Below are 24,329 nucleotides of genomic sequence, written 5' to 3'. Positions count from 1 at the left end.
AAGGCTATTTCAATCAGAGATCAGATAGTCTCATTCTAGCGCAGCGATGCGGCCTGTGGGGCGGGCATCTTTCCGCCAGGATGAGAGGAGGTCGGCTCCACCCTGACGAAAATCTGCTCCGGCAGAATGCTTCAATCTGACCAGAAGAGGCTTTAGTCTAAAGCATGTCGCGCGAAAGTGTGCCGCGGTTTTGCGGCAACGACATGCGTGAAAACAAAGAGCTAAAGCGCGTCGCATGAATCAAGTTTGACGTGACGCGCTTTAGGACGCAGGACGCTTTCCGAAGCCGAACGTCTTGCGCAGGCTGCTGTCGACCGCGTTTGCCGGCATAAACCTGCGCAGCCGGCTTAGAAGCGTCGCCTGGCCGCCGGCCGGTTGGCGCATTTTGTATGGGCCGTTGATTGCCGCCAATATCTTCTCCGCGACTTTTACAGGCGACGGCGCGGTTTTGATCTGGGCTTGTACCGCCTTGATGGTCGCGTCCGCCTGCGCTGCGTAGACTCCCAAGGGCGCCTCGGTCTGTGCCGCGTTTACATCGAGCTTGGTGTTGGTGAAGGTCGGTTCAACCAACACGACGCGCACGTTGAACTCGCGAACCTCATGATCCAGCGACTCCGACAATCCTTCGAGCGCATGCTTGCTGCTGGCATATATTCCCATGAACGGTGCCGGCAGGAAGCCGAGGACCGAGCTGATATTGATGATCAGCCCGCTGCGAGCCGCGCGCATGGAAGGCAAGGCAGCGCGGATCATGCGCAAAGGGCCGAAAACATTGGCATCGAATACCGTGTGCGCTTCGGAAGTCGACGTGTTCTCGACAGGGCCGACCAGCGAAACGCCGGCATTGTTGACCAGGATGTCGATCTTGCCTGCCTCGGACAGAACCCATTGAACAAAATTGGAGACCGAAGCGTCATCGGTCACGTCGACAGTTCCATAGCGCACGCCGGGAATGGCATTGACACGCGCGGGGTTGCGTACGCCCCCAAAGACCTGGAAGCCGTGTTGTACGAGAAGGCGGGCTGACGCTTCACCTATTCCGGAGGATGCTCCGGTGATGACGACAACTCTGTTTGTGGACATGCATGCTCCTTGGCTTTTGGCGCGAGTGGTTGATGACGTGCTTCGATAGAAGGTCGGAACTTTTAACCCCGTCGCCAAAGGACAGCTTTTCAGAACCTGGCACCAAAGCACGTAAGATTTCAATCGACATCTATAATCGCTTTAGATGTCAATCGAAATATAAAATCAAGCACTTTTTGCTTTTGCGGCGATTTTTTCCGATGATCGCGCCTCCAAAACGCGCCGGGGCATGGCGCCGAGCTCGAAGGCCCGCCAACGTTGCGGCGGGGAGCAGCATGAGCCTCACGGCTTTCAGGATTTCGGAGCGGCAGTCCCCGCTCGGTTTCGAGCGACCATGTCGTCATGGGTCAGGCTCGTGCCTGCCGCGAAGAATTCCTGGATCAGGGCGTCGCGATTATCCGCTGCGCGGGATCGATCCGCCGATTGCAGCGCCTCTTTCAGCTCATTTGCTGCAAGCTCGGTGCAATAGGCGGGGGTGCCGGGCTGCTGACGCCAGGACGCTGCCAGCCCTCCAGCATCCAGCGCATCGAAACCGATGGCCTCGACCAGCTCTATGGCAATCGCCTTTGCTTCCGGAACATCGCCTGCAACCGGAATGGCGATGCGTCCATCCGCGCCCTCGGGCTGGCCCTTCGCCGCCAGCGTCGCCGCCAATACGGCGTTCCAAGCCTTGACAACGGGTCTGCCGATTTGACTGCCGACCCAAACGCTTTCGGGCATGCCGCCATCGACGTCGGCGATCGCACCGTCGCGAAACGGATAATAGTTTGACGTATCGATCACCACGACCTCTTCAGGCACGTCATTGAAGAGCCCAGAGAGATCGCGATAGTTTGCGAACGGGATCGAAAGTACGACCACGTCGACACCCCGCACGGCCTCTTCCTTCGAAACGGCAGCCGCTCCGATATCGCCGGCAAGCTCGCGGATGGTGTCGGGACCCTTCGAATTGGCAAGCTTGACCGCATGGCCGCCTGCAGCGAGTTTTCTCGCCAGCGTCGCACCGATATTTCCGGCACCGATGATTCCGATCTTCATGGGATGTCCTTTCTCTGATGTGGAAGTGAGCCCGGCTCAATCGCGGGCTGGAAGGGCGAATGCGTGTAACGTATCGCGCAGATCGGCCAGCCCCTCGTCCGTGAGCTGGCAGGCGGTTTTGATCTTGTCGGTGACGGCCCAAAGCGCCTCGCGCAGGGATTCACCCGCTTCGGTCAGATGGATGAGCACCCGCCGCTCGTCGTCGCGATCGCGCGTCCGGGTCACCATGCCGGCCGATTCCAGGCGCTTCAGCAGCGGCGTGATCGTTCCGGTGTCCATATCGAGCTTTAAACCCAGCTCTCCAACGGCGCGGGGCGTTCCGCCATAAAGTTCAAGCATCACCAGATATTGCGGGAATGTCAGGCCGAGCGGCTGCAAAAATGGCTTGTGAAGGCGCGCCATCCGATTGGCTGCGCCATAGAGCGCAAACGAAAGTTGGGTGCCCACCGCCCGGCGGGATGCGATCTCGTTGTTTGACATGGCTTCATCTAGTGTGCTTTTATCTAGCGCACTAGATAATGGCTTTGTCAGAGAGATCAAGGTCGGCAGCGTTGAATTTGGTGCCTCTCGCATTCAGGGGTGTCTAGCAGTTCATGTGAGTAACGTATGAACGGACGCGCCATTCAATTAGATTGCAGACAAACTCTAATTGTGATATAGATTTCAATTGGCATCCAATTGGAGATCGCAATGAGAGTCAGTCGCGCTCAGGCCGAGGCCAATCGTGAAACGGTGATCAATGTCGCAAGCCGGCTCTTCCGGGAGCATGGCTTTGACGGCATCGGCCTGAAGGACCTGATGAAAGGAGCCGGCCTCACCCAAGGCGGGTTCTACAAGCAGTTCGAATCGAAGGATGACCTTGTGGCGCTGGCATCCGGGCGGGCGATGGAGAGCGCCATTCGCAGGTGGTCGAGGGTTGCCGCCGGAAGCGCCGATCCGCTTGAAGCGGTTGTCGGCATGTATCTGTCGACCGGGCACCAGGGAGAAAAAGGTGATGGCTGCCCCTTGGCAGCACTTGGGTCCGATGCGGCGCGCCAGAGTGCAGAGGTGCGGGCTCCATTCCAGAACGGCATCGAGGCGCATCTTCAGGTTCTCGACGAATTGATCCCGGCATCGGACGGCGCGAAACCCTATGACAAAGCCATGGTCGTCCTGTCCCTCATGGTGGGGGCCGTCACCATCTCTCGCATCATGACCGATCAGGGCATGTCGGAACGACTGCTCGAAGCGGCGACTGATGCCATCAAGCGCATCGCGGGCGACACAGCGGAGGAATAAGATCCCGGCTCTGCACCGTCATTGCCGAAAAGGATCAGCGCAGGCGAATGGCCTCACCGCTCCTCACCCGCGAATTCAGAGGCCCTCATGATCCATAACGCCGCACTCGCTCCACGATGGGCCGGCGCAGACTTCGACGGAATGTTGGAGACGTTCCTCGGACCTGCCCACTTCGACGCATCGCCGGTTCATAGCGCGAAAGGCTTTCGTTGGTCGGCGGATGCACGGTCTCACGGTGCGGTGACGGTTGCCGATCTCGCATGCAATGGAGAGTGGAACCTTTCGGCCACCGCAGAGACGCCGGAATGGCTCACCATTCATGTGCCGCGCGAGGGTTTCTCCGGCATGACGCGACGGCAGATCACGACAACAGCGTCGCCGGGCCAGATGCTGCTTGGCCAAAGCCACGAGGCGGATCACTTCCTCGTGCGGGGAGCGCTGCATCGATCGCAAAAACTCTTTCTCGATTGGGAGCAGATTCGCCGGACCTTCGGGCAGTTGTTCGAAGCCCCGCTTGTCGGATCGCTGGACCTGTCACCCGTCATTGATGGATCAACTCCCTCAGGACATCTCGTCAAGAACCTCGTCGAGACGATGATCTCCGGCATGCTCGGAGACGGCATCTTACTGCAGTCGCCGATAGCGATGACCAACCTCCCCCAGGCGCTCGCCGAATTGCTGATCAGATCGGTGCCGCATCGCTACTCTCAGCGTCTGGAGCAGGCAGCATTTACACCCGCTCCCCGGCACATTCGCCGGGCTATCGATTTCATGCACGCCAATATTGCTGAGCCGATCACCATCGCGATGATCGCTCAATCCGCCAACGTCTCGGTTCGCGCCTTGGAAACCGGCTTCCGGACTTTCAAAGGGGCGACACCGGGCAGCTACCTGAGGACTCTAAGGTTACGCGCCGCCAGAAAAGACCTGCTGGATCGGTCGAACCTGCAGAGCATCAGGGATATCTGTCTGAAATGGGGATTCGTCCACGCCGGCCGCTTTTCTGTACTGTACGGGTCGGTTTACGGGGAAAGTCCTCGGGAAACCCGCAGGCGAAAATCGGAGGTCGTCTCACCTCGGCAGACGGCGGCCTTTTGACTTTGCAGGGATAGCCCAAGACCTCCGCCCCGGCATCATCCGCATAAACTCTTCGAGGCACGGCTCCAGCAATCCCGGCGCTACAAGCCCCTCACATTATTAGGCCAGGCCGACGCCGGGGCGGGCAGCCAACGACTGCACCCAGCGGAATGGGGAACGTAAAAAGCCCCGCCAAATGGCGAGGCTCTCATACTGCTGATCTGGCCGACGGCTCTTAGAACTTTACGCCGACACCGACCTTGAGCTCGTGCTGGTCGAGGTCGACATCAACACCCAGAATATCTTTTTTGCCGAAGTCGTTGTAGCGATATTCGCCACGAACGAAGATATTGTCGGTGAAGGCAAAGTCGACGCCAGCGCCGACGGTGTAGCCGTTGAAGGTTTCCGTTTCCTTGTCGAAGCCCGGTACGTCCACATAACCGCGTGTGGCAGTCCAGCCAGCTGCGCCGAAGATGAGTGCCTTGTCGAAAGCGTAACCCACGCGACCACGAACAGCGCCGGCCCAATCGGTTCCGATGTCTGCACCCAGCGCTTCCTTTTCATTCCAGTTGTATTCCAGGTTGCCCTCGATACCGACAACGATGCTGTCGAACTGGAAGTTGTAGCCGGCAAATCCGCCGAAAACGCCGCCGTTGAAATCCTCAGAATCGCTGAAGCCGCCGGCGCTGAAATCACCGTTGAGCCATGCGGCGCCGCCATCGATGCCGACATACGGACCCGACCAGGTGAAAACGGGTGCAGCTGCAACAGGCGCAGCCGGGACGTCCTGAACGGCGTCGGCCGCGAATGCAGTGGTAGCGACAAGTGCGAGTAAGGTAGTGGCGATCGTTAACTTCATTTCTGTACCCCATGGCATGACATTGCAACCAGAGGATATAACAGCGTATCCTAAAAAAGCTGTAGCGATAATAAACACACTCGCGGAATTGTACGCTATAGTACAAGTTGTTTTGCAGCCGGAAAGCGAAGGGCTGGCCAAAGCCCGCTCATGCAATGATTTCCGTCAACATCCCGCCCAGCCATCATTCTAAAGCCAGCTGAGCCGACTTCTTCCATCCAGCATAAAAGTCCAGGAATGCTCGCAGCTTCGGTAGCGCCCGCGCCTGACTGGGGAAATAGAGGAAGAAGCCCGGCATCGTCGGCATGAAATCTTCCAGACACTGCTCCAGCAACCCCTGCCTGACCAGTGCCTCGACATTATCGGCGGTGTTATAGGCCAGGCCGACGCCTGAAACGGCGGCGGACAGGCTTGGGCCTGAGCCATTGACGATCAACGGCCCCTTCACGGCGATCTCGAAGGCCCGCAGTTCGCCGCCGACATCGAGCTGTTCCTCGAAGGCCCAGCGGTAAATTGCGCCGCTCGCCAGCCGGAAATTGATGCAGGCGTGCTCCGCCAGTTGCTCGGGGTAGCGGGGTTTTTCGCGCCTTGAAAAATAGGTGGGGGAGCCGACCACGGTCATCGCCGAGGGTTGGGTCAGGCGCACGGCCACCATGTCCTGGGCGATGGTCTCGCCGACGCGGATGCCGGCATCATATCCTTCCGCGACGATGTCGACGAAGCGGTCGTCAATCGTCAATTCCAGCTCGATATCCGGGCAAGCGGCGGCAAAGCCGGGCAATATCGGTTCCAGGACCGGCTGCGCCACCGTCGGAAGATTAAGCCGCAGCAGCCCGGCGGGTCGAGCACCCTGCGCTTGCGCTGCATCATAACCCGCGGCGATCTGCGCGACACCGGCTTGCGCATGTTCGAGCAACAGCGCCCCCGCCTCGGTCAGGCCGACCGAACGGGTGGTGCGGGTCAGCAGCGGCGCGCCGACACGCCCCTCCAACTGCTTGATGGTCCAGCTTATCGCAGCCGGCGTGACGCCCAGTTCCAATGCGGCAGCCGTGAAGCTCCGCTTCTCCGCCACTTTGGTGAACGCCAGGATGCCGTCCAGCAAGTCTGCCCGCATTATCAAATCTACCTTACAAGCCAGTCAAGAAATCGTCCGATTAACAAATAGCATATCGGAGCGCATCTTTCTCTCGTTGTCAGAGAGGAGACATGGATGGCCGCCTCATTCATCACCCGCCGCGCCTTCGGCCCGTCGGTTGGAACTGCCGCCCGGATTTTCCCATATTTGGAGTTAGCATGTCTCAGACCCTGAGTGCACATTGCGAAAAAATTAGACCGCTGACCGTCAGCTTTGCCAGCGGCGACAGCTATGTGGTGGCGCATCTCTATCTGCCCGAAGGCCACGATCCGGCCAAACGCTATCCGGCCGTGGCCGTCGGCGGGTCCTTCACCTCCGTCAAAGAGCAGATGGGCGGCATCTATGGCGGTGAAATGGCGCGTCGTGGCGTGATGGCACTGGCCATCGATTACCGGAACTACGGCCAGAGCGGCGGTGCCAAACGTCAATACGAGGATCCCGCCGCCAAGGCCGAAGACCTGTCGGCAGCGCTGCGTTACCTGTCAAGCCGGCCGGATGTGTCCGGAACAGGCCTTCTCGGAATCTGCACCTCTGCTGGAACCGCTCTCTACACGGCAGCCGAAGACGGCAACGTCGGTGCGGTGGCGGCCGTGGCGGGCTACTATGCTGAACCAGAGTTAATGACGGCGATGATGAACGGGCGTGATATCATCGAGCGCCTGAGGGCTGACGGTCGTCTCGCACAGGAGATTTACGACAAAACTGGCGAGATCAAGACTATCCTGACCTACCACAATGCCGATGAAACAGCGGCGCATCTCAGCCCAAGCGAATATTACATGGACCAGACGCGCGGTGGCGGCGTTCGATCCTGGCGTAACGAGTTCGCTGTCATGGCTTGGGAGCACTGGATCGATTTCGATCCTGTCTCACGGGCCTCGCGCGTCACTGCGCCGACGCTCATGATCCACTCCGAGGGTTCGGCCTTCCCAGACCAGGCCCGAAAAGTCTACGGGCTGCTGGCTGGACCCAAAGACTTGCATTGGGCCGAAGGTGCGCAATTCGATTTCTATGATCAGGGCGACGCGGTAGGCGACGCCGCCGACCGCGTTGCTGCGCATTTCCGTGCCACGCTTGGGTAGCGGCGGCGATCGATTCCGGCGCCGCCGTAACCCGTGAACGTCAGGATGCCGTACATCAGAGAGCATCTTTCCCCATCATTTAACAGAGGAGACATGGATGACTGCCTCATCGATCACCCGCCGCACCTTCGGCCTGTCGGTTGGAGCTGTCGCCCTGTTCTCCCGTGTAGGAGTTGGCATGTCTCAGACCCTGAGTGCACATCGCGGAAAAATCACACCACTGACCGTCAGCTTTGCCAGCGGCGACAGCTATGTGGTCGCCCATCTCTACCTGCCTGAAGGCCATGATCCTGCCAAACGCTATCCGGCCGTGGCCGTCGGCGGGTCCTTCACCTCGGTGAAAGAGCAGATGGGCGGCATCTATGGCGGTGAAATGGCGCGTCGTGGCGTGATGGCACTGGCCATCGATTACCGGAACTACGGCCAGAGCGGCGGTGCCAAACGTCAATACGAGGATCCCGCCGCCAAGGCCGAAGACCTGTCGGCAGCGCTGCGTTACCTGGCAAGCCGGCCGGATGTGTCCGGAACAGGGCTCCTTGGGATTTGCACCTCTGGCGGCACCGTCCTCTACACGGCGGCCGAGGACGCCAATGTCGGCGCGGTCGCGACCGTGGCGGGCTTCTTCTCCGAGCCGGAACTGGTAGCGCTGATCAAGAAAGGACCAGAGGCCGTCGAGCGCCTCAGGGCCGAGGGCCGTCTCGCACGGCAGATCTACGACGAGACCGGCGAGATCAAGACCATCCGCGCCTACCACAATACCGACCAAACGGCGGCGAGCGTCAGCCCGAGCCAATATTACCTGGATCAGACGCGCGGTGGCGGCGTTCCATCCTGGCGCAACGAATTCGCGGTGATGGCTTGGGAGCCGTGGATCGATTTCGATCCCATATCCCGGGCTTCGCGAGTCACGGCGCCGACGCTCATGATCCACTCCGAGGGTTCGGCTTTCCCAGACCAGGCCCGAAAAGTTTACGGGCTTCTGGCCGGACCCAAGGAGTTGCATTGGGCCGAGGGCGCTCACTTCGACTTCTATGATCAGAGCGGCCCGGTAGGTGACGCCGCCGACCGCGTCGCTGCTCACTTCCGCCGCACGCTTGGTTAAGCCTCATGCCGGCATGGGCGATCTGCCGTCCACCTCCAGAGCCACGGAAAATATAAATATCTTCAGGCAGTTACTTTAATCTCTGCCTTCAGACCAAAGTGCTAACAGACGTTCGCCCTATCCGCATCAAGGGCCGCGCGTTCGGCCGGCTTCTTCCTCGACGGGCCCGTCTTGCTCGATCTGACGGATCTCCAAATCGATCGGTCGCGACCTCGAAAGCCCGGTGCTGACCCGCGCCATCCACGCCCATATCCATCACAGCACCTTCATCAACGGCAATAGAATCGTGGCCTTCCCGGCCAGCCCGGCAGTTATTCCTCCGAACGCATGGGGTGAACGCGGCCGGCTCACCGGCGGCAGCGCAGATGCCGCCAAAGTTTTGCGGAAATGCACATCGGATGGGCTTGCCACGACGCAAAAGACTTATATAGTCAAGAAACAAATATTCCGTACAGGAAACAAGAGGGAACGAAAATGGCTCTATCATGGCGTTTCTCCACCTTAGCGGATCGGCACCGCGCTCTTGGCTCGAAGCTCGAGGACTGGAGCGGCATGGGGACCGCCTGGACCTATGACAAGGACATGTCGGAAGAACATGTCGCCGTTCGCACCAAGGCCGGCCTCATGGATGTCTCCGGCCTGAAGAAGGTGCATCTGGTCGGACCGCACGCCATCGCCGTGCTCGATTACATCACCACCCGCGACATGACGAAGATCTATCCCGGCCGCTCGGTCTATGCGGCCATGCTGAACGATCGCGGCCATTTCACCGACGATTGCATCGTCTATCGCACCGGCCCGAATTCCTGGATACTGGTGCATGGCTCCGGCTCCGGCCACGAGGAGGTCGTCAGGCAGGCGGCAGGCCGCAATTGCGCCGTGCTCTTCGACGACGATCTGCACGACCTGTCGCTGCAGGGCCCGCTCGCCGTCGACTATCTTGCCAAATATGTGCCCGGCATCCGCGATCTCAAATATTTCCACCACATGCAGACGACGCTGTTCGGTGCGCCGGTGATGATCTCGCGCACCGGCTATACCGGCGAACGCGGCTACGAGATCTTCGTGCGCGGCCAGGATGCCGTCATGGTCTGGGACCGGATCGTCGAGGAAGGCAGGGACATGGGCATCATCCCCTGCTGCTTCTCCGTGCTCGACATGCTGCGCGTCGAAAGCTATCTGCTGTTCTATCCCTACGACAATTCGCAGATGTATCCCTTCGCCGATCAGCCGCCCGGCGACAGCCTCTGGGAACTCGGCCTCGACTTCACCGTCAGCCCCGGCAAGACAGGCTTCCGCGGCGCCGAGGAACATGCCCGCCTGAAAGGCAAGGAACGCTTCAAGATCTTCGGCATGCTGATCGATGCCGACGGACCGGCCGATCTCGGCGACGAGGTCTTTGCCGACGACAGAAAAGTCGGCGTCATTACCTGCCCTAGCTATTCGTCGCTGACGAAGAAATCCATGGCGATCGCCCGCCTGGACGTTGACAAGGCGGTGCATGGGACGAAACTCGAAGTCCGCGGCAAGACCGTGAAGGCAAGCGCTACCGCCCACACACTTCCCTTCGACGATCCGGAGAAGAAGAAGAGGACCGCCGTAGGTTAAGGAGCACGCCCATGCTCGTTGCAGGCATCAAGAGCCGACCGGTCTACAAGGGGCTGATCATCCAGCCCAAAGCCAAGCGGCATATTTTCGCACTCGAAGGGGAGGGCGCCAAGGCGCTCCTGGACCAGCATCCCGCACTTGACGAAACCGCTCTTTCCCGCAGCGAAATCCTCTATGTCGCCCGCGGCTCGCAGGGCACCGGCTTGGACGAGGCGCTGCGCCGCCTCGGCGCCGACATGTTCTTTACGGCGCCGACGATCGCGACATTGCTCTTCCGATTGAAGGGTTCGCTCGCCACCGCCCATATGGGCACACGGCTTTATATATCGGGCACCGAGGGCTTCATCGGTCAGGCAATGCTGGTGGCGCTCGATTGCGGCATGGATCACGCCTCCCTCATCACCGAGCACCGGGGATCGCTCGCCAGGCGCGTGCAATGCGTCCATTGCAAGGGCACCACTGACGACGTCACCGCCAGCCCCTTTTCCTGCAGCCATTGCGGGCTGACGCTTCTGGTGCGCGATCATTATTCGCGCCGGCTCGCCGCCTTCCAGGGTGTCAATATCGATGCGGAAGAACCCGGCAGCGCGCCCGACCCTGAGGAGTTGTTCCTTTGAGCGGCGGCACTGAAATTCCCGTCCGCGTGGCGCGGATCACCCCGATCGCCGAACGCGTCAAGCGCTTCCGCTTCGAGCGTCTGGACGGCAAGCCGATGCCTTATTTTTCCGGCGGCGCACATATCATCGTCTCGATGAACGATGGCGGCCATGTCAGACGCAACGCCTATTCGCTGATGTCGCCGCCGCAGGATTGCGCAGCCTATGAGATCAGCGTGCTGCACGTCGAGGAGTCGCGCGGCGGCTCCACCTTCATGCATGAGAAGGTGCGGGAAGGCGACGAGCTGAAGGTCAGTTATCCCGTCAACCTCTTCCAGCCGGATTGGCGCGGGCGCAAGCATCTTCTGATCGCCGGCGGCATCGGCATTACCCCCTTCATCGCGATGATGGAGCAATTTTCCCGCGAGGGTGCCAATTTCGAGCTGCATTATGCCATCCGCACGCGCGACCGCGGTGCCTACTGGCGGGAGCTCCAGGAACGCTACGGCCAGCATCGCATCAAGATCCATTGCGACGCTGAAGGCAGCACCATCCCGTTGACGCGCCTGCTCGACGGCCAGCCGCTTGGTACGCATCTTTATGTCTGCGGCCCCGCAGGCATGATCGATGGCGTGCTCAAGGCGGGGCTGGAGGCCGGCTGGCCGGAGCAGAACCTGCATTCGGAACGGTTCCTGTCGTCGCTGCCCGGCAAGCCCTTCACGATGGAGTTGATCCGCTCCGGCAAGACGGTGAAGGTCGGCCATCACGAAAGCATGCTCGAGGCGGTCGAAGCGGCGGGTGTCGACGCACCCTTCCTCTGTCGCGGCGGCGCCTGCGGTCAATGCGAAACTGGTGTCGTCACCTGCGACGGCAAGCTGCTGCACAATGACGTCTATCTGACGAGTGAAGAAAAGGCATCCGGGCGGAAGGTGATGATCTGCGTTTCCCGCTTCGAGGGGAACATCCTGCATCTCGATCTTTGACGGCACCGGAAAAAGCGCAAAAAGGAGACCGGACATGGCAATCGCTTTCAAGCAGGAAACATTCCGGGACGATTTCAGCTACCGCAACAGCCCCGGGAACATCCGCCGCTTCCCATTTCCCTTCGACCGCGACGAATATATGTATTCCGTCAACATGGAACCGCATGTGCGCGGCCGGGCCGGCACCGTCTTCGAAAACCTGATCGACGTCGACGAACACTATGTCGCCGAGATGCACGACAGGGCACTGGTTTTGAAGGAGGATCCGCTGCGCTATCAGGCGCTGCCGCACATGATGAGCGCGCAATGGGACACGCTGGAACTGCTGATGGAAGAGCAGGCGGCGGGTAATCCCGAGCATTTCACGCTGATCCGCAACGGCGACCAGTGGCGCTGGATCAACCGCCCGCTCGGCATCGACGACAGCTTCACCTTCGGCGACGCCTCGACACTGCCCTGTGAGCCCTTCGAGTATATTACCCGCCAGGCCCAGGGCGATTTCTGCATCGTCGACCAGCGCGACGGCAATCTGTGGATGGATGCCGGCATGGTGACGACGCAGGCCGATTGGTCTCTCGATTTCGATATCGGCATGAATTTCATGGAATGGCACGGACCGGTGCCACTCGCCCACCAGATCGGCGTCTTCGACAGGGCGCTGAAATTCCTCTTGAACCTGCAGCAGGGCAAGCCGACACGACGCTTCAACTGGACGATGACGATCAATCCGCGGCTCGACACAAGCCCCGAGAATTATCACAAATGGGGTCCCGACCGCACCACGGTGACGCCGGACAATGTCGGCGAGAAGGTGCATCTGCGCGTCGAGCTGCAGAGCCTCTGGCGCCTGCCGCGCTCCAACGCCATCCTCTTCGTCATCCGCTGCTATCTGATGAACATGGACGAGCTCGTCACCGTGCCGAAATGGGCGCGCCGTTTCCCGCGCGTGCTGAAGACGCTGCCGCCCGAGCTCATCGACTACAAGGGTCTTACCCGTTTCCGCGAGACGACGATCGACTGGCTTTCCAAATATGACGACGGGGCGCCGACCAGCTCCGGCATTTTTCCCGACTGACGCGCCGCGATGCACACCTTTTCAGGCGCGAAAGACAGCGTAACGCTTTGAAATTTCGTCCGTAAATCGATATCGCATAATCAAGAGGGGAATGCTTCATGACAAGAGTAGCCGTCATCGGTGCCGGTCCTTCCGGGCTGGCGCAGCTGCGCGCCTTTCAATCGGCTGCCCAGAAGGGCGCCGAGATCCCGGAGATCGTCTGCTTCGAAAAGCAGTCGGACTGGGGCGGGCTCTGGAACTACACCTGGCGCACCGGCCTCGACGAATATGGTGAGCCGGTGCATGGCAGCATGTATCGTTATCTCTGGTCGAACGGGCCGAAGGAATGCCTCGAATTCGCCGACTATTCCTTCGAGGAGCATTTCGGCAAGCCGATCGCCTCCTATCCGCCGCGCGCCGTGCTCTGGGATTACATCAAGGGCCGCGTCGAGAAGGCGAATGTCCGCCACTGGGTGCGTTTCAGCACGCCGGTGCGCATGGTCCGTTTCGACGAAGCGACGAAGAAATTCACGGTGACGGCGCATAATCGCGTCGAGGACCGGATGTATGACGAGGAGTTCGACTATGTCGTCGTGGCATCAGGTCACTTCTCGACGCCGAACGTGCCCTATTTCGAGGGCGTGAAGACCTTCAACGGCCGCGTCCTGCATGCCCACGATTTCCGCGATGCGCTGGAGTTCAAGGGCAAGGACATCCTACTCGTCGGCCGCAGCTATTCGGCCGAGGACATCGGCTCGCAATGCTGGAAATACGGCGCGAAATCGGTGACCACGAGCTACCGCTCGAAGCCGATGGGCTTCAAATGGCCGGAGAATTTCGAGGAACGGCCGCTGCTGACCAAGCTCGAAAACCGCACGGCGCATTTCCTCGACGGCTCGACCAAGGACGTCGATGCGGTAATCCTCTGCACCGGCTACCAGCACCATTTCCCTTTCCTGCCCGACGACCTCCGGCTGAAGACCGCCAACCGCCTCTGGGCGGACAGCCTTTACAAGGGGGTGATCTTCGATAAGAACCCGCAGCTCTTCTATATCGGCATGCAGGACCAGTTCTATACTTTCAACATGTTCGACGTGCAGGCCTGGTGGGCCCGCGACGTGATGATGGGCCGCATCACCCTGCCGCCGGAAGAGGAACTGAAAGCCAATTTCGACATGTGGCGCGCCCGCGAAGAGACGCTCGAGGATGCCGAGCAGATGATCTGGTATCAGGGCGACTATGTGAAGGAACTGCTGGCCGAGACCGATTATCCCTCCTTCGACATCGAAGGCACCAACCGGACCTTCATGGAGTGGGAACATCACAAGGCGGACAATATCATGGGCTTCCGCGACCATGCCTATCGATCGCTGATGACCGGCAACATGTCGCCGAAGCACCACACGCCCTGGGTCGAGGCGCTCGACGATTCCAAGGAGGAATATCTGCGGAACTGACGAGACTGGGATCGCCGGAGGAGGTGTCGTGCGCGCTCTTCCGGCGCTTTGGGCAGCAATAAATCCATCCGCAACCTTCTCTTCTCATGTGGTCTCCATGGATTTTCAAACGAGCATTCTCGGACGCATGAGCGGTTTTCTCTATCGCTGCCGTGCCGATGAAAACTACACGATGCTTGAGATGACCGACGGCATCGAGCGCATCTTCGGTTATCCCGCCGACGAAATCATCGGCAACCGGACGCGGACCTTCACCTCGATCATGTACGAGGAAGACGTGCCTTTGATGGACGAAATCGTCGGCCGGGCGCTGGACAAACGCGTGGACTGGACGATGGAATATCGCATACGCCATGCGATGGGTCATCTCATCTGGGTGACGGAGACCGGCGGTGGCATCTGGGACCAGAAGGGCGAGCTTCTCTACCTCGAAGGCAGCATCATCAACATCGAATCGCTCTATCAGCGAATCGATGAACGCACCGCCGACATGCGCGTCACCGCCTCGAAGACCAATGAGATCCTGCAATCGCTGCGCTACCTGAAGCTGCTTGCCGTCAATGCCGGCATCGAGGCCGCCCGCGCCGGCACCGCCGGATCGGGCTTTGCCGTGCTTGCCGCCGAGATGCGCATGCTTGCCAACTCCTCCGAAGAGGCCGCACGCGCCATTTCCGAGGCGCAACGCAAAGCCGAAGGCTGAGCGTTTTCCCGGCCCACAAAATAGTTAGGTCTCAGGCCGAAGGCTGCATTGTTAACCGTCCCACGCCTGTTGATATTACGATACATTATCAATGTGTTGCCGCAGTTTTTCGGCTAAAGAATCTTATCTCGTTGTGGGGATTGTTAAGGCCGTGTTAACTTTTTGTTAACCATAGCCGCGTTAGACATGGTCAACGATTTCTTCACATAGATGACCAAAGTGCTAACAGACGCTCGCTCTATCCGCATCAAGGGCCGGTCCTTCCTGGCCGTCATGTTGTCTCCGGACCTTCCTTTCGATGATTGGTTGGCGAGGCTCGACGATCTGGCCGCCCGTTCGGCCGGTTTCTTCCTCGGACGGCCTGTCGTGCTCGATCTGACGGATCTGCAAATCGACCGGCCGCAGCTGAAAGAGCTTATTGCCGAACTGGCCAAGCGCAATGTCAGCATCATGGGCATCGAGGGCGCGCGGCCTTCCATTCTCGGCTCGGGCATGCCTCCGGCGCTGAAAGGCGGCCGCTCCGCTTCCGACATCGAGGTTCAGGCGAATGAGCCTGCCGATTCGGCAGTGAAACCTGCAGTAGCCGAGATCCGCCCGGCAACGACGCAATCGATCGTCATCAGGGAGCCGGTGCGCTCCGGGCAATCGGTGATCTTCCCGGAAGGCGACGTCACCATCGTGGGATCTGTCGCCTCGGGCGCCGAGGTCATCGCCGGCGGGTCGGTCCATATTTATGGGGCGCTGCGTGGCCGAGCGATGGCGGGATCGATCGGCAACGCATCGGCGCGGATCTTTTGCCGCAAGCTCGAAGCAGAGCTGGTGGCAATCGACGGCGTTTACAAAATGGCGGAAGACATGGCCGCCAATCTTCGCGGACAGGCTGTTCAGCTTTGGCTCGAAGACGATGCGATCATGGCTGAGAAACTGACCTGACGGCAGCGCTGCGCGTCTTTGAGAGACGCGCAAAGGACGCTGCAACACTTCGAATTACTGCGGCACGGCAAAGGAGAGAGACATGGGGAAAGTGATCGTCGTCACGTCAGGCAAGGGCGGGGTTGGCAAGACAACCTCGACCGCCGCATTGGGAGCGGCCCTGGCGCAACGCAATGAAAAAGTCGTCGTCGTCGATTTCGACGTCGGCTTGCGCAATCTCGACCTCGTCATGGGCGCCGAGCGCCGGGTCGTCTACGACCTGATCAATGTCATCCAGGGCGACGCGAAGCTCACTCAGGCGCTGATCCGCGACAAACGGCTGGAAACGCTGTTCCTGCTGCCGGCCTCGCAGACGCGCGACAAGGACAATCTGACGGCCGAGGGCGTCGAACGCGTCATCAACGACCTGAAGCGCTATTTCGACTGGATCATCTGCGACAGCCCCGCCGGCATCGAGCGCGGCGCAACGCTTGCCATGCGCCATGCCGATGTCGCCGTTGTCGTCACCAACCCGGAAGTCTCGTCGGTGCGCGATTCCGATCGCATCATCGGCCTGCTTGACTCCAAGACCGCCAAGGCCGAACGCGGCGAGCGGATGGAAAAGCACCTGCTGCTGACCCGCTACGACGCCAACCGCGCCGAACGCGGCGACATGCTCAAGGTTGACGACGTGCTGGAAATCCTGTCCATCCCGCTGCTCGGCATCGTGCCCGAAAGCATGGATGTCCTGCGCGCCTCCAACATCGGTGCGCCGGTCACGCTGGCCGAAAGCCGCAGCCCGGCTGCGATGGCCTATTTCGATGCCGCCCGTCGGCTCGCCGGCGAGTTGGTGCCGATGGCGATCCCTGAGGAAAAGCGCAATATTTTCGGCAAGATCTTCGGACGGAGGGCAGCATGAATATTTTCCGTCTCTTCAACAAGCAGAGAACCGCACCGGCCGCCCGCGAACGCCTGCAGGTGCTTCTTGCCCATGAGCGCTCTTCGGCAGGCTCAGACCTGGTCACGCTGCTGCGCGAGGAAATCCTTGCGGTGATCGCAAAGCATGTCGAGCTTGATCACGACAAGGTGCAGGTGACGATCGATCGCAACGAATACGTCTCGACGCTCGAAATCGATGTCGAAATCCCGTTGAATGCAGCCGTTCAGGCCGCTTGAAAGAGAGCGCTGCCTGTTGGTGAAAACAGGCAGCGCCGACAATCACGACTTTCTGGCTTTTCGATTGGCGTAACGCAGGTCGCGTGCGGCCTTTCGGGCGGCTTCATCTGCAATCACGCGAGCGATGCGGTCTTTGTCAGCCGCTTCGCGCGCTTCGGCGTCGGCACGTGCTTCGGCCTCGGCGGCGGCCTGGCGTTCGGCTTCTGCGGCTTCAGCCTGCGCGCGCTCCTCACGCTTTACCCGCTCCCGCTCGGCGCGGCGTTCTTCCCTGGCCGCAGCGACGGCCTGACGCTCCGCCTGCTTCGCGAGCCGGGTCGGTTCAGCCTTATCCTTGGCGTCACGATACGCATTGAGGAGAGCGGCCTTGGCTTCGGCAGCGGCGCCGCGGCGATCGGAAAGCTCATTGTTTCTGGCGTTTTTCAATTCTGTTACCTGACTGGTTGACTGCGACGTTAGAGCATGATTGCCGAAAACTGTGCGGCTTTCGGAATGACCCTATGCTCTATTTCTTCGATTGGGATCCGGATGCCATTATGCCAATCCGGCGTGAAATCATCTAGATCTTGAATCACTTTTTCTTTTTTCGCTTCACGGCAGGGCTGGCGGCCGCCATCAAGCGATCCTGCAATTCCTTGGCCTCACGGGCTTCGCGCAATCTCAAGGTCTTTTCCTCGCGGGCGCGCACGGTCTGGTCGATTTCCTCGACCGCGCGGCTGCGCGCCAAGAATTGCGATTGTACGTTTCCGAAGGCGATCTCCGCCCGCTGGCGCGATTTGCTGTGCGTGTCTGTCATATCAGTCCTGGATTTTCGTGACAGCGCCGCGCGTCTTTATGAGAAACGCGCAAAGGACGCTGCAACACTCTGAAATGCTGCATAATTCCTTAGATCGATTCCGATCTAAGGAATTATGCAATCGCCGCTCGGCGAGCGCAAGAAAAAGGCCAGGCAACTTGCCTGACCTCGCCGGTATCATGCTTTCAACAGTGCCAGTCCATCCGTGGCACAGGAAAGCAGATATCAATTTTAGGCAGCTCGCAGATTGCAAGCGGACATTTTGCCCGACTTGTTATCGCGTTCAAGCTCGTAGCCGATCTTCTGGCCTTCGACGATTTCACGCATTCCGGCGCGCTCGACGGCAGAGATGTGAACGAAGGCGTCAGCGCCGCCGTCATCAGGCTGAATAAAGCCGAAGCCCTTGGTGGAATTGAACCATTTAACTGTGCCAGTGGTCATAACAAACCCTTTCATAGCAATTGACAGGCCGCACGTGCGGGAAGCACGACGGATGATGATCTCGATTTTGAAGAGGGAAGTTCGTCCAGGGCACGTTGCCGGCGTGCGATAACAAAAGTCAAACAAGCAATATCGACAATCCCGACATAATCATTGATCTCGAATTTGTCAACTTTTAGTTCTTCGAAGCCCCAGCCTCTCCGAATGGTTGCATCTCGACAATTTTACACATTGCCGCAGTGCGTTACCCATCATCGGTGACGCCGAACCGATCTGCGTCACCAGGTCTTGAACGCATGCGTTAAGAGCGCGGCCGCGTCTTCTGCGGGTCGTAGTGCGACAACGGCACGATCGTGGCCGGCAGGCGTTTCTGGTGGCCGTCGAGCTTGCCGATTTCGACCTCGGTGCCGGGAGTTGCATGCATCACGTCGATGCGGGCGAGCGCGATCGTCTTGGCGAGGATCGGCGAGCGGGTGGCGCTGGTGACAACGCCGATCTGGGCCCGGCCGATATGGACGCAATCGCCGTGGCCGACGGCCTCATTGGCCTTGACGTCGAGGCCGACGAGCAGATGGCGCGGATGCTCCTTGCGCCGGATCAGCGCTTCGCGGCCGATGAATTCGTCCTGCTTGGATTTCAGCGGCACGGTGAAGCCGATGCCGGCCTCGAACGGGTCCGTCTGGTCGGTGAATTCGTGATGGGCAAAAATCAGGCCCGCCTCGATGCGGACCATGTCGAGCGCTTCCAGCCCCATCGGCTTCAACCCGTGCGGCTGCCCAGCCTCCCAGACCGCGTCGAACACCGTCAGCGCATCCTTCGGATGACAGAAGATTTCGTAACCGAGCTCGCCGGTATAACCTGTGCGCGAGACGACGACGGGAGCGCCCTCGAAGCCACCGATGCGGCCGATGGTGAAGCGGAACCATTCGAGTTCGCCGATATCAGGCTGGCGTGGCGCCGTCCAGATGATCTCCTTCAGGATATCGCGGCTCTTCGGGCCCTGCAGGGCGATATTGTGCATCTGATCGGTCGACGAGCGAACCCAGGCCTTGAAGCCCTTCTTCTCGGCCTGCTGACGCAGCCATAGGCCACTGAAGTCATCGCCGCCGATCCAGCGAAAGTTCTGGTCGCCGAGCCGGAAGAGCGTGCCGTCGTCGATCATGCCGCCGTTTTCGTAACACATGGCGGAATAGACGACCTGGCCGGTCGACAGTTTGCGGATGTCGCGTGTCAGGCAATATTGCAGAAGCTGCTCGGCATCCGGGCCCGTCACCTCGAATTTCCGCAAGGGCGAGAGATCGATGACGGCGGCGCGCTCGCGGCAGGCCCAATACTCCTCGACCGGCCCTTCGGCGGAAAAGCGGTTCGGCAGCCAGTAGCCGCGATATTCGGTGTAGTCCCGCGTCAAGGCGGAGAGGCGGGGATGGAATGCGGTTTCGCGCGTCAGTTCGGCGTCGGCATCTGGGGTCATGCGATAGGCCACCGCTCGTGAGAATTTCTCTTTTCCGGAAAAGGTGCGGACGTGGATATCCGTCGGATCCCAGCCGTTCGCCGCGTCGATATCGTCGGGGCAGGACGAGGAGACGCAGACGAGATCGGTCAGCGCCCGCATCAGCACGTAATCGCCGGGGCGCGACCAGGGCTCGTCGAGATAGAGCTGGTTGTTGTGGTCGATATTGGTGTTGTAGAAATAGTTCAGCGCTTCCCAGCCCTTGCGGCCGGCAATGCCGTAAGGCGCCAGCGCCGCGTTGAAATTATCCGTGCAGTTGACATGGCCGGGATAACCCATGTCGTCGTAATAGCGCGAATTGCAGGCGGTCGCGAAAGCGTCGTGGCGCCCGACCGTATCCTGGACGATCTCGACCAGCGGCTCGAAGTCGCGGTCGAAGGCCTTGGAAGGCAGGCCCGGCATCGGATAGCTGCGGCCGAGCAGCGTGCGGGTGACCGTCGAATCCAGCGCCAGATCGAGGCCCTTGTCGACCTTGCGGGCGGCGAAAGCCTGGAAATCGGTGCACTGGCGTCCGTAGACGTCGATGATCTGGATGAATTCGCCGGCGCGAACGAAATAGGCGGCGGCAGTCGCCGCCCGGATGCGGATATCCTCGATGGGGTCGGCGGCCGGTTCCGGCAGGGCGGAGGCATAATCGCGGATCAGCAGGCTGCGCTTGATCCTGACCTCGATCGGCGTCGCCGTATCCTGCGCCTCCGGCGACATGGCGGCGGCGGGTGCTGCGACGATCAGCAGGCCCTTCATGGTAGCAGTGAAATCCGCCCGGCTGCCCGGGCTCGATCCCGCCCCGAAAATGCTGAGCGCTCCGGCCGCGGCAAGATCGGCGCCGCGCCGCTCGAGCGCTGCGCGCGTGCGGGCTGCATCCTCATCTTCTCCTTGAAGAATGGCCTTTAAGCCTTCGGCTGAATTGCTGAATGCCGTTCCAAGACCTGCCGCCAGGAAGCGCCCCTTTTCGTCGAGGAAGGAGATCTCGCAAACCTGCCCGCCCTCGCTATCGATGACGCTAACGCAGTCGCCCGTCTCGACGCGCACCACGACCGATCCGCCGCCTTTTGCCCTGTAGCGCTCCGTTCCCGCCGGTAAGGTGGGAATGCCGGGATAGTGCACAAGGCTTGCGACCGCAGGCCGCAGGCCCGTCATAGCAGGATGAAGTTCTCGCATTCTGCCCTCATGGGAGGATCGGCATGCCCTCGGGCATCCACTCATACAGGTTACAAAATGGCCGGCGAAAGTAAAGTCGCGTTGACTAAAAAGAAAATATCTTCACTATGCATAAAGAGTTGAGACTCGGGGAATCCGTCGGGACACGGATCGCCAAAATCATCCGGGCTGGCTTGAGACTGTCAGGGAGACACGTTCAGGGAGACGTACAGAGATACGTCCGGAACAATCGAATGGGGAATTTCACCGATGACAGACGTTGTGGAGGCCGGGATTTCATCCGGCACCGAAGGTAAGCTTGTACGCGCGCTCGACTGGAAGGGCGCATTCTGGGTGGCGGCGGGCGTGCCGCCGCTCGTTCTCTTCTCCATCGGCGGCATTGCAGGCACGACGGGCAAGCTCGCCTTCGTCGTCTGGATCATTTCGATGGTGATGGGTTTCCTGCAATCCTTCACCTATGCCGAAATCGCCGGCATGTTCGCCAACAAATCCGGCGGCGCCTCGGTCTATGGTGCCACTGCCTGGCTGCGTTATTCGAAGTTCATCGCGCCGCTGTCCGTCTGGTGCAACTGGTTTGCCTGGTCGCCCGTGCTGTCGCTCGGCTGCGCCATCGCCGCCGGTTATATTCTCAACGCGTTCTTCCCGATCCCGGCGGCGGATTCGCAGATGGTCCTCGACTGGATCTCCGCGCATGCCGCTTCCATCACGGCCGATAGCCCCCGCGTCGCCGAATATATTGCCGCCCATGCAGGCACGACGCCCGATGACGCCGTCAAGGCGTTGCTCGGCACCGACGGCGTCGCTGCGCTGACGCCGTGGATCCGCAGCTGGTCGCTCGTCAGCTTCAGCATTCCCTTTCTCGCCACCGCCAACGTCAATGCCACCTTCTTCATCGGCGGCATCCTGATGCTGATCATCTTCGCGATCCAGCATCGGGGCATCTCGGAAACCGCCAGCGTGCAAAAGTGGCTGGCGATCATCGTGCTCGTGCCGCTGCTTATCATCGGCCTCTACCCGATCGTCAGCGGCCATATCCTTGCCGCCAACGTCACCGGCCTGGTGCCGCCGACGGCCGCCTATTCCGGCGCCGACGGCACCTGGAGCAACGGCGGCTGGACGCTCTTCCTCGGCGGACTCTATATCGCCGCCTGGTCGACCTACGGCTTCGAGACGGCCGTCTGCTACACCCGCGAACTCAAGAATCCGAAGACCGACACCTTCAAGGCGATCTTCTATTCCGGCCTTGCCTGCTGCCTGTTCTTCTTCCTCGTGCCCTTCGCCTTCCAGGGCGTTCTCGGTCATGCGGGCATGCTCGCGCCCGGCATTGTCGATGGCACCGGCGTTGCCGAAGCGCTCGGCGGCCTGATCGGCGCCGGCCGGGTGATCACCCAATTGCTCGTCGTGCTGATGATCATGGCGCTCTTCCTCGCCATCATGACGGCGATGGCCGGTTCCTCGCGCACGCTCTACCAGGGCTCGAAGGACGGCTGGCTGCCGAAATATCTCGACCACGTCAACGAAAACGGCGCGCCGACACGGGCGATGTGGACCGATTTCGCCTTCAACCTCTTCCTGCTGGCCATCGCCTCGGATACCGGCGGTTACTTCTTCGTGCTCGCCGTCTCGAATGTCGGCTACATCATCTTCAACTTCCTGAACCTCAACTCCGGCTGGATCCATCGGATGGATTCCGGCCATATCGAACGCCCCTGGAAGGCACCGACCTGGCTGATCGGTCTCAACACCGTGCTTGCCTTCGTCAACGCGCTGTTCCTCGGCGCCGGCGCCAAGGTCTGGGGTTATTCCAATGCGCTCTGGGTCGGCTTCATCTTCGCCGCCCTCATCCTGCCGGTCTTTGCCTACCGCCACTATGTGCGCGACGGCGGCAAATTCCCGGCAGGCGCGATGGAAGATCTCGGCCTCGTCGGCCAGGATCTCGGCGTCAAAAAGGCCGGTATTCTGCCCTATCTCGCGCTCGCCGCCGGTCTGGCGATCGTCCTGATCGCCAACGTGATCTTCCAGCTTCCGGCTTAAAATGCCTCCCAGGCAGAAAAGCCGCCATGAAAAAACATGGCGGCTTTTTGCATTTGTGGGCGAAGCTCAGCGGCCGCCTTCGATCTTGCGGTGGCGCTGGTTGATGCCGCCCTTGCCGTAGGGATAGTCGAAGGGCTGAGGGGCGCTGACCTCATTCAGTCTCGCCATGTCTTCGTTTGTGAGTTTGAGCTTCATGGCACCGAGATTGTCGGCCAGCTGTTCCGGCGTGCGGGCGCCGAGGATGACCGAGGTGATCGCCGGCTGCGCCGCCGTCCAGGCGAGCGCCACCTGCGCCATGCTGACGCCGTGCGCCTTGGCGATTTCCTCGACAACAGCGATGATCGCCCAGGTGCGTTCCATCGCATTGCGCGGCGCATAGGATTCGCCGCCGCGATTGGGATTTTCGCCGAGGCGGGTGGCGCCGGTCGGCATCTCGTCGCGCTTGTATTTGCCGGTCAGCCAGCCGCCGCCGAGCGGCGACCACGGCAGCAGGCCCATGCCGGCATCCTGGCAGGCGGCGACGATTTCGAGCTCGATGTCGCGCACCAGCAGGTTATATTGCGGCTGCAGCGTCACCGGCCGCGTATAACCGCGCGCCTTGGCGATCTCCGAGGCCTTGGCGATATGCCAGCCGACATAGTTGGAGAAGCCGTAATAGCCGATCTTGCCTGAGGAAACCGCATCGTCGAGGAAGCGCAGCGTCTCCTCGATCGGCGTCAGCGCGTCCCAGGCATGCATCTGGTAGAGATCGATCTGCTCGAGGCCGAGGCGACGCAGAGAATCGTCGAGCGCCTGGCCGAGATGCCGGCGCGACAGGCCGATATCGTTCGGTCCATTGCCCATCGGAAAACGGCCCTTGGTGGCGACGATCGCCTGGCGGGCCTCTGTCGGGCGGGCCTTCAGCCAGCGTCCGATGATCTCTTCCGACTTGCCGGCGCTGTAGACATCGGCGGTATCGATGAAATTGCCGCCCCAGGCGAAGTAATCGTCGAGCAGCCTGTGCGAGGCCGCCTCGTCGGCCTCCGCGCCGAAGGTCATGGTGCCCAGGCAATAGGCGGTGACGACGGTCCCGCTGGGACCGAGCTTGCGATAATCCATTTCTTCCTCCTCATGCGGATGCCCGCAGCCGACGCGCAAAATCGCCGGGGTAGAAGCCGGGGGCTTCCGCAATCTAATGACAATATCGAGCTTGAGGCGGCCGCTTGCCGCCGGATGACGTCTGGCGCCCTGGGCTCAAGCGCAGGGGCGAG

24 protein-coding genes and 2 pseudogenes are annotated in these 24,329 nt (G+C 60.5%); 16 read left to right on the top strand and 10 right to left on the bottom strand.

The features are described 5' to 3' along the window. Window positions 1-261 precede the first annotated feature (261 nt). The 3 genes from BBJ66_RS28285 to BBJ66_RS28275 form a co-directional block, all read right to left on the bottom strand. Complete coding sequence (locus BBJ66_RS28285; RefSeq protein ID WP_049734348.1) at window positions 262-1,083, bottom strand: oxidoreductase; 822 nt, start codon at window positions 1,081-1,083, stop codon at window positions 262-264. Between the two features lie 291 nt (window positions 1,084-1,374). Continuing rightward, complete coding sequence (locus BBJ66_RS28280; RefSeq protein WP_071091730.1) at window positions 1,375-2,121, bottom strand: NADPH-dependent F420 reductase; 747 nt, start codon at window positions 2,119-2,121, stop codon at window positions 1,375-1,377. A 36-nt stretch (window positions 2,122-2,157) separates the two neighbouring features. After that, window positions 2,158-2,601 carry a MarR family winged helix-turn-helix transcriptional regulator gene (locus BBJ66_RS28275; RefSeq protein WP_071091727.1) on the bottom strand — a complete coding sequence of 148 codons (444 nt, stop codon included), beginning with the start codon at window positions 2,599-2,601 and terminating at the stop codon, window positions 2,158-2,160. A 210-nt stretch (window positions 2,602-2,811) separates the two neighbouring features. Here BBJ66_RS28275 and BBJ66_RS28270 point away from each other — a divergent pair, with 210 nt between their 5' ends. Together BBJ66_RS28270 and BBJ66_RS28265 are read left to right on the top strand one after the other, a co-directional pair. Beyond that, window positions 2,812-3,399: a TetR/AcrR family transcriptional regulator gene (locus tag BBJ66_RS28270; RefSeq protein ID WP_071091724.1), complete on the top strand. Its 588-nt coding sequence runs from the start codon at window positions 2,812-2,814 to the stop codon at window positions 3,397-3,399. An 87-nt stretch (window positions 3,400-3,486) separates the two neighbouring features. Continuing rightward, window positions 3,487-4,497: a helix-turn-helix domain-containing protein gene (locus BBJ66_RS28265; RefSeq protein ID WP_071091721.1), complete on the top strand. Its 1,011-nt coding sequence runs from the start codon at window positions 3,487-3,489 to the stop codon at window positions 4,495-4,497. Between the two features lie 214 nt (window positions 4,498-4,711). Here BBJ66_RS28265 and BBJ66_RS28260 read toward each other — a convergent pair whose 3' ends face one another. Together BBJ66_RS28260 and BBJ66_RS28255 are read right to left on the bottom strand one after the other, a co-directional pair. Continuing rightward, window positions 4,712-5,335 (bottom strand): outer membrane protein, encoded by a 624-nt coding sequence (locus BBJ66_RS28260; protein WP_071091718.1) that lies wholly within the window; start codon window positions 5,333-5,335, stop codon window positions 4,712-4,714. A 184-nt stretch (window positions 5,336-5,519) separates the two neighbouring features. Then, complete coding sequence (locus BBJ66_RS28255) at window positions 5,520-6,437, bottom strand: LysR family transcriptional regulator (RefSeq protein ID WP_244511760.1); 918 nt, start codon at window positions 6,435-6,437, stop codon at window positions 5,520-5,522. Between the two features lie 191 nt (window positions 6,438-6,628). Here BBJ66_RS28255 and BBJ66_RS28250 point away from each other — a divergent pair, with 191 nt between their 5' ends. The 13 genes and pseudogenes from BBJ66_RS28250 to minE all read left to right on the top strand — a co-directional run bounded on the left by BBJ66_RS28250 (window position 6,629) and on the right by minE (window position 17,140). Next, window positions 6,629-7,552 carry an alpha/beta hydrolase gene (locus BBJ66_RS28250; RefSeq protein ID WP_244511759.1) on the top strand — a complete coding sequence of 308 codons (924 nt, stop codon included), beginning with the start codon at window positions 6,629-6,631 and terminating at the stop codon, window positions 7,550-7,552. 97 nt (window positions 7,553-7,649) lie between these two features. Continuing rightward, entirely contained in the window at window positions 7,650-8,654 is a 1,005-nt protein-coding gene (locus tag BBJ66_RS28245) for an alpha/beta hydrolase (protein WP_083335633.1), read from the top strand. A gap of 132 nt (window positions 8,655-8,786) precedes the next feature. Then, window positions 8,787-8,864 (top strand): annotated as a pseudogene (minC, locus tag BBJ66_RS35935) (septum site-determining protein MinC); the annotation flags it as partial. Then, window positions 8,851-8,990: pseudogene (gene purU, locus BBJ66_RS34425) on the top strand (formyltetrahydrofolate deformylase); the annotation flags it as partial. The pseudogenes minC (BBJ66_RS35935) and purU, both read left to right, overlap by 14 nt. Window positions 8,991-9,128: 138 nt before the next feature. Continuing rightward, a complete protein-coding gene (locus tag BBJ66_RS28240; protein ID WP_071091712.1) occupies window positions 9,129-10,262 on the top strand; it encodes an aminomethyltransferase family protein in 1,134 nt (377 codons plus the stop codon). A gap of 11 nt (window positions 10,263-10,273) precedes the next feature. Continuing rightward, window positions 10,274-10,879, top strand: a complete 606-nt coding sequence (locus tag BBJ66_RS28235) for a dimethylamine monooxygenase subunit DmmA family protein (protein ID WP_071091709.1) — start codon at window positions 10,274-10,276, stop codon at window positions 10,877-10,879. Continuing rightward, the gene (locus BBJ66_RS28230) at window positions 10,876-11,841 is read left to right on the top strand and encodes a PDR/VanB family oxidoreductase (RefSeq protein ID WP_071091706.1); all 966 of its coding nucleotides are present in this window, start codon (window positions 10,876-10,878) and stop codon (window positions 11,839-11,841) included. The genes BBJ66_RS28235 and BBJ66_RS28230 overlap by 4 nt, the downstream gene beginning before the upstream one ends. Before the next feature lie 34 nt (window positions 11,842-11,875). Further along, window positions 11,876-12,916: a heme-dependent oxidative N-demethylase family protein gene (locus BBJ66_RS28225; protein WP_071091703.1), complete on the top strand. Its 1,041-nt coding sequence runs from the start codon at window positions 11,876-11,878 to the stop codon at window positions 12,914-12,916. A 98-nt stretch (window positions 12,917-13,014) separates the two neighbouring features. Continuing rightward, window positions 13,015-14,352, top strand: coding sequence for an NAD(P)-binding domain-containing protein (locus tag BBJ66_RS28220; protein ID WP_071091700.1), 1,338 nt, complete (start codon window positions 13,015-13,017; stop codon window positions 14,350-14,352). A gap of 97 nt (window positions 14,353-14,449) precedes the next feature. Beyond that, window positions 14,450-15,052 (top strand): methyl-accepting chemotaxis protein, encoded by a 603-nt coding sequence (locus BBJ66_RS35705; RefSeq protein ID WP_071091697.1) that lies wholly within the window; start codon window positions 14,450-14,452, stop codon window positions 15,050-15,052. 210 nt (window positions 15,053-15,262) lie between these two features. Then, window positions 15,263-15,985: a septum site-determining protein MinC gene (gene minC, locus BBJ66_RS28210; protein ID WP_049734359.1), complete on the top strand. Its 723-nt coding sequence runs from the start codon at window positions 15,263-15,265 to the stop codon at window positions 15,983-15,985. Window positions 15,986-16,067: 82 nt separating this feature from the next. Then, window positions 16,068-16,883 carry a septum site-determining protein MinD gene (gene minD / locus BBJ66_RS28205; RefSeq protein WP_071091694.1) on the top strand — a complete coding sequence of 272 codons (816 nt, stop codon included), beginning with the start codon at window positions 16,068-16,070 and terminating at the stop codon, window positions 16,881-16,883. Next, window positions 16,880-17,140: a cell division topological specificity factor MinE gene (minE, locus tag BBJ66_RS28200; RefSeq protein ID WP_049734360.1), complete on the top strand. Its 261-nt coding sequence runs from the start codon at window positions 16,880-16,882 to the stop codon at window positions 17,138-17,140. The genes minD and minE overlap by 4 nt, the downstream gene beginning before the upstream one ends. 42 nt (window positions 17,141-17,182) lie before the next feature. Here minE and BBJ66_RS28195 read toward each other — a convergent pair whose 3' ends face one another. The 4 genes from BBJ66_RS28195 to BBJ66_RS28180 form a co-directional block, all read right to left on the bottom strand. Continuing rightward, the gene (locus BBJ66_RS28195; protein ID WP_071091691.1) at window positions 17,183-17,563 is read right to left on the bottom strand and encodes a DUF6481 family protein; all 381 of its coding nucleotides are present in this window, start codon (window positions 17,561-17,563) and stop codon (window positions 17,183-17,185) included. A 145-nt stretch (window positions 17,564-17,708) separates the two neighbouring features. Continuing rightward, window positions 17,709-17,933, bottom strand: a complete 225-nt coding sequence (locus BBJ66_RS28190; RefSeq protein WP_071091688.1) for a hypothetical protein — start codon at window positions 17,931-17,933, stop codon at window positions 17,709-17,711. 231 nt (window positions 17,934-18,164) lie between these two features. Next, window positions 18,165-18,389 carry a cold-shock protein gene (locus BBJ66_RS28185; protein ID WP_116276596.1) on the bottom strand — a complete coding sequence of 75 codons (225 nt, stop codon included), beginning with the start codon at window positions 18,387-18,389 and terminating at the stop codon, window positions 18,165-18,167. A gap of 286 nt (window positions 18,390-18,675) precedes the next feature. Next, window positions 18,676-21,045 (bottom strand): DUF1989 domain-containing protein, encoded by a 2,370-nt coding sequence (locus tag BBJ66_RS28180; protein ID WP_071091685.1) that lies wholly within the window; start codon window positions 21,043-21,045, stop codon window positions 18,676-18,678. Window positions 21,046-21,294: 249 nt separating this feature from the next. Between BBJ66_RS28180 and BBJ66_RS28175 the strand changes: the two genes are divergently transcribed. Continuing rightward, entirely contained in the window at window positions 21,295-23,079 is a 1,785-nt protein-coding gene (locus tag BBJ66_RS28175) for an APC family permease (protein WP_071091681.1), read from the top strand. A gap of 66 nt (window positions 23,080-23,145) precedes the next feature. On the opposite strand, the gene BBJ66_RS28170 is transcribed toward BBJ66_RS28175, so the two are convergent. After that, window positions 23,146-24,177 carry an aldo/keto reductase gene (locus tag BBJ66_RS28170; RefSeq protein ID WP_071091679.1) on the bottom strand — a complete coding sequence of 344 codons (1,032 nt, stop codon included), beginning with the start codon at window positions 24,175-24,177 and terminating at the stop codon, window positions 23,146-23,148. Window positions 24,178-24,329 lie beyond the last annotated feature (152 nt).

Source organism: Rhizobium sp. RSm-3, assembly GCF_001854685.1.
In the GTDB taxonomy this organism is placed as follows: domain Bacteria; phylum Pseudomonadota; class Alphaproteobacteria; order Rhizobiales; family Rhizobiaceae; genus Rhizobium; species Rhizobium ecuadorense.
Note: the sequence above shows the minus strand (reverse complement) of the source record. Positions and strands in the feature narration are given on the sequence as shown.